Annotated in this window: 9 protein-coding genes and 1 pseudogene; 4 read left to right on the plus strand and 6 right to left on the minus strand. The window is 69.3% G+C overall.

Annotated elements, in window-relative coordinates; genetic code table 11:
* Window positions 1-766, minus strand: a 766-nt coding sequence (locus tag E3T23_RS03570) for a ribokinase (protein ID WP_134369042.1), incomplete at its 3' end; no start/stop codon positions are given.
* Window positions 767-839: 73 nt separating this feature from the next.
* Between E3T23_RS03570 and E3T23_RS03575 the strand changes: the two genes are divergently transcribed.
* The 3 genes from E3T23_RS03575 to purM all read left to right on the plus strand — a co-directional run bounded on the left by E3T23_RS03575 (window position 840) and on the right by purM (window position 4,021).
* Complete coding sequence (locus E3T23_RS03575; protein ID WP_134369043.1) at window positions 840-1,238, plus strand: hypothetical protein; 399 nt, start codon at window positions 840-842, stop codon at window positions 1,236-1,238.
* A gap of 72 nt (window positions 1,239-1,310) precedes the next feature.
* Complete coding sequence (gene purF, locus E3T23_RS03580; RefSeq protein WP_134369044.1) at window positions 1,311-2,921, plus strand: amidophosphoribosyltransferase; 1,611 nt, start codon at window positions 1,311-1,313, stop codon at window positions 2,919-2,921.
* The gene (purM, locus tag E3T23_RS03585; protein WP_134369045.1) at window positions 2,918-4,021 is read left to right on the plus strand and encodes a phosphoribosylformylglycinamidine cyclo-ligase; all 1,104 of its coding nucleotides are present in this window, start codon (window positions 2,918-2,920) and stop codon (window positions 4,019-4,021) included. Before purF ends, purM begins: the two co-directional genes overlap by 4 nt.
* 139 nt (window positions 4,022-4,160) lie before the next feature.
* Here purM and E3T23_RS03590 read toward each other — a convergent pair whose 3' ends face one another.
* The 4 genes from E3T23_RS03590 to E3T23_RS03605 all read right to left on the minus strand — a co-directional run bounded on the left by E3T23_RS03590 (window position 4,161) and on the right by E3T23_RS03605 (window position 7,492).
* The gene (locus E3T23_RS03590) at window positions 4,161-4,415 is read right to left on the minus strand and encodes a DUF3073 domain-containing protein (protein ID WP_134369046.1); all 255 of its coding nucleotides are present in this window, start codon (window positions 4,413-4,415) and stop codon (window positions 4,161-4,163) included.
* A 170-nt stretch (window positions 4,416-4,585) separates the two neighbouring features.
* Window positions 4,586-4,954, minus strand: a complete 369-nt coding sequence (gene crcB / locus E3T23_RS03595) for a fluoride efflux transporter CrcB (RefSeq protein ID WP_134369047.1) — start codon at window positions 4,952-4,954, stop codon at window positions 4,586-4,588.
* Window positions 4,951-5,367, minus strand: coding sequence for a fluoride efflux transporter FluC (locus E3T23_RS03600; protein ID WP_134369048.1), 417 nt, complete (start codon window positions 5,365-5,367; stop codon window positions 4,951-4,953). Before E3T23_RS03600 ends, crcB begins: the two co-directional genes overlap by 4 nt.
* A 4-nt stretch (window positions 5,368-5,371) precedes the next feature.
* On the minus strand, window positions 5,372-7,492 hold the full coding sequence (locus E3T23_RS03605) for an APC family permease (RefSeq protein ID WP_134369050.1): 2,121 nt from the start codon (window positions 7,490-7,492) through the stop codon (window positions 5,372-5,374).
* Between the two features lie 171 nt (window positions 7,493-7,663).
* On the opposite strand from E3T23_RS03605, the gene E3T23_RS03610 reads away from it, so the two are divergent.
* Window positions 7,664-7,942 carry a hypothetical protein gene (locus E3T23_RS03610; RefSeq protein ID WP_134369049.1) on the plus strand — a complete coding sequence of 93 codons (279 nt, stop codon included), beginning with the start codon at window positions 7,664-7,666 and terminating at the stop codon, window positions 7,940-7,942.
* 69 nt (window positions 7,943-8,011) lie between these two features.
* On the opposite strand, the pseudogene E3T23_RS15135 reads toward E3T23_RS03610, so the two are convergent.
* Window positions 8,012-8,394, minus strand: a pseudogene (locus tag E3T23_RS15135) (hypothetical protein); the annotation flags it as partial.

The raw sequence follows: 8,394 nt of genomic DNA on the forward strand, positions 1-8,394 counted from the left end.
CCAGCCGGGCCACCAGCGCGCCCACGAAGGTGTCGCCGGCGGCGGCCCGGTCGACGACGCGCGCCGGCCGGGCCGGAGCCAGGCCCAGCACGGCTCCGTCGAACGCGACGACGGAGCCCTCCGCCCCCAGGGTGACGATCGCCCACCGGCCCCGGGCGCTGAGCACCTCCGCCGCGCGCACCGGGTCGCTCTCACCCGTGAGGTGGGCGGCCTCCAGTCGGCCCGGCACGATCAGGTCGACCAGGTCGAGGAAGCCGTCCGGCAGCGCGACCGCCGGTGCCGGGGTGAGCACCGTGAAGACGCCGGCCGCCCGGGCGACGGCGAGGCCCTCGGCCACCACGGCCACCGGCAGCTCGCACGGCAGCACCAGGAACGCCGCGGCGGCGATAGAGGCGCGCTGGGCCACGCTCAGCGAGGTCAGATCGGCAGTGGCTCCCGGCACCACGACGATCGAGTTCTCGCCCGAATCGACGACCGCGACATGCGTGGTTCCGGTCGGCTTCGACGACCACTCGAGACCATCGTCACGGATGCTCTCACTCACCAGCAGTCCGCGCACCTGATCCCCGTGGGGGTCGGCGCCGACCATTCCGAGGAGGTCGACCACCGCGCCCAGCCGGGCCGCCGCGACCGCCTGGTTCAGCCCGCTGCCGCCCGGTTCGATGCTGAATCCGGACCCCGCCAACGTCTCGCCCGGCCGAGGCAGCCGCGGCTGTCGAACGATGAAGTCCATGGTCGCGCTTCCCAGCACCGCAATCCTGTTCATCGGGACAGTCTCGCATCCGATTAGCAGGGCCGACACCGGCCGCAGGAACGTTCCAGCATGCGAGAATAGGGGAGTGACCTCAGACCAACAGCCCGAGCAGCAGCCCGAACCCGGTGCCGGCGCGAGCGCCGGCGAGTCGGTCGTGGACAAGAGCACCGTCACCGTGAGGCGCTCGCCCCGCTACTTCAACTTCATGCTCCTCGGCGCGCTGATCGGTGCGATCGCCGCCCTGGTCCTCACGGTCGTGTTCCCCGAGAACGCCGAGTTCGGGGCCACCCAGGTCTTCGGATTCCTCCTCCTCGCGTTCGTCACGCTCGGCGTCACCCTGGGTGCCGTCGCCGCGATCGTCATCGACAGGGTCATCTCCCGCCGCGGGAAGACGGTCGTCGTCGATAGAATGGCAGTTCTCGAGCCGCGCGATCCCGGGGCTCCGGACGCCGCATCCGGCTCGCCGAATTCCGACCGGGACTAGATCAACCCTCCCGCGCACCCCACAACTCTCAGCACACACTTCCCCGAGCACTGACAGTAAAGAGGCACCGATTTGGCTGGCGGCGACGGACTTCTAAGTCACGATCTTCTTCCCGGAGAGAAGGGGCCGCAGGATGCCTGTGGCGTCTTCGGCGTCTGGGCTCCCGGCGAGGAGGTGGCCAAGCTCAGCTATTTCGGCCTCTACGCCCTGCAGCACCGCGGCCAGGAATCGGCCGGCATCGCCACGAGTGACGGTGGCAAGATCCTGATCTACAAGGACATGGGCCTGGTTTCCCAGGTCTTCAACGAGGCCGCGCTGAGCACCCTGATCGGGCACATCGCCGTCGGGCACACGCGCTACTCGACCACCGGGTCGTCGAGCTGGCAGAACGCCCAGCCGACCCTGGGCCGCACCTCGGGCGGCACCGTCGCCCTCGGTCACAACGGCAACCTCACCAACACGGCCGAGCTGCTGCAGCTCGTGCACGAGCGTTACCCGAAGGTGGAGGGCGAGCTCGCCCGCGGCAACACCACCGACACCGCCGTGATCACCGCCCTGTTCACCGGCGACCTCGACCACACCCTCGAAGCCACCGCGCTCGAGGTTCTGCCGCGCCTGCGCGGCGCCTTCTGCCTCGTGTTCATGGACGAGACCACCCTCTACGCCGCCCGCGACCCGCAGGGGGTGCGCCCGCTGGTCCTCGGCCGCCTCGAGCGCGGCTGGGTCGTCGCCTCCGAAACCGCCGCTCTCGACATCGTGGGCGCCAGCTTCGTGCGCGAGGTCGAGCCGGGCGAGCTGATCACCATCGACGAAGACGGCCTGCGCACGCAACGTTTCGCCGAGGCCAAGCCCGCCGGCTGCGTGTTCGAATACGTCTACCTGGCCCGGCCCGACACCACCATCGCCGGCCGCGGCGTGCACGAGGCGCGGGTCGAGATGGGCCGTCGCCTCGCCCAGGAGTACCCGGTCGAGGCCGACCTTGTCATCCCGACCCCCGAGTCCGGCACGCCGGCCGCGATCGGCTACGCGCAGGCATCCGGGATCCCGTTCGGCCAGGGGCTGGTGAAGAACTCCTATGTGGGGCGCACCTTCATCCAGCCGTCGGAGACCATCCGCCAGCGCGGCATCAAGCTCAAGCTGAACCCGCTCAAGGCCGTGATCAAGGGCAAGCGGCTGATCGTGGTCGACGACTCGATCGTGCGCGGCAACACCCAGCGAGCCCTGGTCAGCATGCTGCGGGAGGCCGGCGCCGCCGAGGTGCACGTGCGCATCTCGAGCCCGCCGATCACCTGGCCCTGCTTCTACGGCATCGACTTCGCCTCCCGCGCCGAACTGATCGCGACCGGCCTCGGCGTCGACGAGGTGCGGCAGGCCATCGGCGCCGACTCGCTCGGCTACCTGTCGCCGGGCGGCATGATCGCCGCCACCGAGCAGCCGCCCGAACGCCTGTGCACCGCCTGCTTCACCGGGGTCTACCCGATCCCGCTGCCCGATTCGGCGCACCTGGGCAAGAATCTGCTGGAACGACCCGTCGCCGCGTCGAACGGATGCGACCCGGGCCCCGACGCGGAGTTCGAGACCCTGCTCGACCCCGCGACATCCCTGCACACAGAAACTGTGCGTGAAGAAGCCCTGACACAACAGGGGAAACCCCCGATCGGCGATCCAGGAAGACAAGAATGAGCAACGCGTCCTATGCGGCAGCCGGAGTGGACACCACGGCCGGCGACCTCGCCGTCGCCCTGATGAAGGAGGCCGTGTCGAACACGCACGGCCCCGAGGTGCTCGGCGGGTTCGGCGGTTTCGCCGGCCTCTACGACGTCTCCTTCCTCACCGGCTACAAGCGTCCGCTGCTGGCCACGTCAACGGATGGCGTGGGCACCAAGGTCGCGATCGCCCAGGCCATCGACAAGCACGACACGATTGGCCAGGACCTCGTGGGCATGGTCGTCGACGACATCATCGTGGTCGGGGCCCGCCCGCTCTTCATGACCGACTACATCGCCTGCGGCAAGGTGGTTCCCGAGCGGATCGCCGACATCGTCGCGGGCATCGCCCGGGCCTGCGCCGCCACCGGCACCGCCCTGGTCGGCGGCGAGACCGCCGAGCACCCCGGCCTCCTCGGCCTGGACGACTACGACGTGGCCGGCGCCGCCACCGGCGTGGTGGAAGCCGACCAGGTTCTCGGCGCAGACAAGGTGCGCCACGGCGACGTGATCGTGGCGATGGCCTCCTCCGGGCTCCACTCCAACGGTTACTCGCTCGTGCGGCACATCCTCGCCCAGCGCGGCATCGGCTACACCGACACGTCCGCCGAACTCGGCGGCGTGGTCGGCGAGGTTCTGCTGGAGCCGACGCGGCTCTACACCGGCCCGCTGCTCAGCGTGCTGTCCGACCCGGACCTCGCCGGTGTCGTGCACTCGCTCAGCCACGTCACCGGCGGCGGCATCGCGGCGAACCTCGCCCGTGTGCTCCCGCTCGGCGCCTGGGTGGAGGTCGACCGGTCCACCTGGTCGCCGGCCCCGGTCTTCCGGGTGCTCAGCGACTTGGCGGGATCCTCGCTCGAGAGCTCGGAAGGAACCTGGAACCTGGGCGTCGGCATGTTCGCCGTCGTCGCGGCCGAATCGGCGTCATCCGTCATCGCCCGCTTCGCGGTCGAAGGCGTTCCGGCGTGGGTGGCCGGCCGGGTGTCGACCGCCCCGCACGATTTCGCGGGCTTCGAGCAGGGTGCCAAGGGCGTGAACGGCGGCGCCGTGCGCCTGGTCGGCGGTTATGCGGCGTAATGATCCACCCGCCGTGTAGGGGACGCGTGCGCGAAAAAGGCCGCCATCGGTGAAGCGATGGCGGCCTTTTTCGCGCACGCGTAGATGCCGGCGACCGCCGGCCCGCGCAGGCGGAGCCGGGAGTCAGCGGAGCCGGGAGTCAGGCGCGCTTCTGCTCGTCTTCGGTGGCGTAGTGGTCGACGTATTGGTCGTCGTCGTCGTCGGTGTCAGCGTCTTTGCCAGGCTTGCCGGCCTCGTACTCCGGCCACTTCGCGAGGTCTTCGTCGAGGCGCGGGTCGCTGTCCGGATGCCCGGTGAGCTCGCGTTCGAGCGCGTTGTAGTTGGTGTCCGGGCTGAAGTACTTCAGCTCGCGGGCAACCTTGGTGTGCTTTGCTTTTTGACGGCCGCGCCCCATGCGAGACCCCCTAACGATGCCAGGCCGGGTGAGAGAACGTCTCCCGGGAGTTGCCGAATATGGTGAAAACTAGCCGTCAGTTTAGCATGGCGGGCCGAACGGGCCACGGATGCGGATCATGAGCAGCGGTTCGCCGCGCACGTTCACAATCAGCGTTCCTTCACTGTACCTCAGCGGGAGAGGAGGTACCCGGCCGCACAGACCAGAAACCCGAGCAGGAGAGTGCCGATCAGGTTGACAATGCCCGCTCGCCAGCGGCCGGTGAGCGCCAGTTCGACGGTCTCGACGCTCCAGGTGCTGAACGTGGTCAGGCCGCCGCAAACCCCGGTCAGAAGGATCAGCTGCACGTCCTCGGACACCGCGGCGCGCTCGGCGAGGCCGAGCACCACCCCGCCGATCAGCGATCCGGTCACGTTCACGATCAAAACGCCCAGCGGCAGCCGTCCGGGACCGACCGGCAGCGCGCGCGAGACGAGGAAACGCACGACCGCGGCCGCACCCCCGGCCACCAGCACACTCACCGCCAGCCAGACGCTCACAGGGTCCTCCCGGCATCTGGAATTGTCGGCAGAGGTCTGTGCCGAAGCCGGTTCCCCAGCCGCAGGCCCAGGGCCGCGGCCCCGAACCCGAGCAGCAGGGTGGCCGCCAGGTAGACCCAGCCGAGGGCCGGGAACCCGGCCGACCCGAGCGCGACCAGGGAGACCATGACGGTGGAGTAGGTCGTGAATGACCCGAGCACCCCGGCACCGACGGCGGCTTTCAGCCACGGTGGCAGCCCCGGGCGGGTCCACAGCCCGGCCACCAGCCAGCCGAGCATCAGCGCGCCGATCGTGTTGACGACGAGCGTGCTCACCGGGAAGGCGGTGTCGGCGTGCGGGAGGGCCTGGTCGATGCCGAGCCGGAGGCCCGTGCCGACCGTGCCGCCGAGAAAGACGGCGGGCGCGAGGCGCATCCGCCTATTTCCTCTTGCGGCGCCGGGCGGCCGACGGCCGTGACTTCGGGGGCACCGTGCCGACCACGACCGTGGTCCGGGCCGGGACGTCCTTGGTCGGCGGGGCGAGCGGGCGACGCGGGATCGGGCGGGGGCGCACGGGTTCGCCGCGGCGGTCCTGGCCGGGCACGGGCCGGGAGCGCCGGCCGTAGATCAGCTCGGAGGAATCGAGCAGCCACGGCACGAGGGCGATGGTGACGCCGTGCACGAGCATCAGTTTTTGGCGCAGCCGCCGGGCCTTGTGGTTGTGCAGCAGCCCCTCCCACCAGTGGCCCACGATGTAGATCGGGGTGTACACGGTGACGACCTCGGAACCGTGGTCCTCGCGACGATCCTTGATGTAGCTGATCAGCGGCCAGCTGATGTCCCGGTAGGGGGACTGCACGATGCGCAGCGGCACCTGGATGTTCTGTTGCACCCAGGCGCGCTTGAGCGCCTTGGTCTCGTCGACGTCGACCGAGATGTGCACGGCCTCGATGCTCTCGTGGCGGGCGGCGATGGCGTAGTCCAGCGCCTTGAGCACGGGCTTCTGCATCTTGCCCACCAACACGATGGCGTGGTCCCCCTGGGAGCCGAAGGTGGTGTGGGCATCCACTTCGATTTCCCTGGCCACATCGCGGTAGTACCGGTTCACACCGAGCATCAGGGTGAACAGCACGGGCATCAACACGAAGACGAGCCAGGCGCCGTGAGTGAACTTGGTGATCGTGACCACGATCAGCACCACCCCGGTGAGCAGCGCGCCGAATCCGTTGATCGACAGGCTGCCGATGATGGATGCCCGGTTCGGCGGGTTGGTCTTGAGCAGCTTGAGCCAGTGCCGCACCATGCCCGTCTGCCCGAGCGTGAAGGAGACGAAGACGCCGATGATGTAGAGCTGGATCAGCACGGTCAGATTGGCCTGGTAGATGACCAGGATGACGCACGCGAAGAAGGCCAGCAGCAGCACACCGTTGGAGTAGATCAGGCGGTCGCCGCGGGTGCTGAGCGACTTCGGGGCGTAGGAGTCCTTGGCGAGCACCGAGCCGAGCAGCGGGAAGCCGTTGAAGGCCGTGTTGGCGGCCAGCAGCAGCACGGCGGCGGTCGCGGCCTGCAGCACGAAGAACATGATCGAGTTGTTGCCGAACGTGGCGGCCGCGATCTGGGCGATCAGGCTGCGCTGCGGGGAGGTCGCGCACTCCTCCCAACCGATCAGGTCGCAGGGGTTCTCCGCGTAGTGCACCTTCGAGAACAGGGCAAGCGCGGTCAGGCCGACGAAGAGCGTGATGGCGATGCCGCCCATGAGCACCAGGGTGCGTTGGGCGTTCTTGATCTTCGGATGTTTGAACGCGGGCACCCCGTTGGCGATCGCCTCGACGCCGGTGAGCGCACTGCACCCACTGGCGAAGGATCGCAGCAGGAGCAGGATGAACGCAGACTGGGCCAGGTTCTGGGCCTCCACGTCGTAGTTCGCCGACTCGGCCATCGGGGTGTCGCCGAGGGCCACCCGGGTCAGGCCCACCACGACCATCAACAGCACGCTGGCGATGAAGAGGTAGGTGGGGAGGGCGAAAGCCTTGCTCGACTCGTGCACGCCGCGCAGGTTGACCGCCGCGAGCAGGATCACGAAGAAGACCGCGAACTCCACCCGGTAGGGCGCCAGGCCAGGCAGGGCGGAGATGATGTTGTCCACGCCGCTGGCCACGGACACGACCACGGTCATCACGTAGTCGACGAGGAGGGCGGATGCGACGATGAGGCCGGCCTTCTCGCCGAGGTTCTTGTGGGCGACCTCGTAGTCGCCGCCGCCGGACGGGTAGGCCTTGATCAGCTGGCGGTACGACGCGACGACCACGACGAGCAGCAGAACGACCACGGCCGCGACCCACGGCGCGAAGCTGAGGAAGGCCAGCCCGCCGAGGGTCAGGATCATCAGGAGCTCTTGCGGCGCGTACGCGACGCTGGACAGCGGGTCACTGGCGAAGATGGGAAGGGCGAGGTGCTTGGGCAGTAGCTGGCCGTCGAGCTTTTCGGTCGACAGCGGGTCGCCGATGATCCACCGTTTCGGTGAACGTGTTTCTGGTACTTGGGGGCTTCCCTCTGGCATCACGAGGGTCGACACTACTCCCTTGGATTCCACTGTCAAATCCATCAGAGTCGGCTGCCGCGCTGGCGTGTCGCCCGCGTGTCGTCAGGCGGTGTGCCAGTCCTCGATGACGCACGGGCATCGTGCGGGTCGCGTCGCGGAGCCGGCGGCCGGTCCGGTCCGCGTACGCTGATGAGCATCATGCGCAGTAATACGGAACCGAGTGATGAGCGCGGCCTGGTCGGCGTCATCGCGCGCCTCAACCGCCGCCTGCTGCCCTGGATCGGCCCGCCGCCCCTCGGGCCGTACGACACGGTGACCCCTGCCGAGGTCGCGGAGACGCGGGCGCGCTCGGTCTGCCCGATTTGCGGCGCCCTGATGTCCCTGCACGAGATCGACCGGACGGGGGAGCGCACCCAGATGCGCCACCCCACCCCCGAAGAGATCGCCGCCCTCCCCGACGCTCCTTAACCGCGAGTTGCGGACAAAACACCCTCGTTGCGCCAACGAGGGTGTTTTGTCCGCAACTCGCGGTGCGGGCTACGGGTGCAGGCCGGCGAGGATGTCCGCACGCACCTCGACCAGGCGGGCCCGCAGTTCCGGCACGAGGGCGGACGGCACGCCGGAACGGGTGGCCGCCTGGCGCAGGTCGGCCCGCAACTGCTGGCGGAACTCGTTGAGCACGAGATCGGCCTCGTGCAGCGCGCGGTTGGACTCCAGACGCGGGTCGGGCGCCGATGCGGTGGATCCCGCATTGCCACCGGCTGTTCCACCGCGTGCGCCCGTTCCCTCGCCCGCGGTTCCCGGAGCGCTGCCGGTCGGGTCCGATTCCGCCGGGCCGGGGGTGCCGGTCTGTGCTGCTGCGGCAGCTGCCGCGGCGGCCGATGCGGCTGCCGCACCGGCTCGCGCCCCGGCTGCGGCGC

It is taken from the genome of Cryobacterium cheniae, assembly GCF_004403395.1.
Classification (GTDB): domain Bacteria; phylum Actinomycetota; class Actinomycetes; order Actinomycetales; family Microbacteriaceae; genus Cryobacterium; species Cryobacterium cheniae.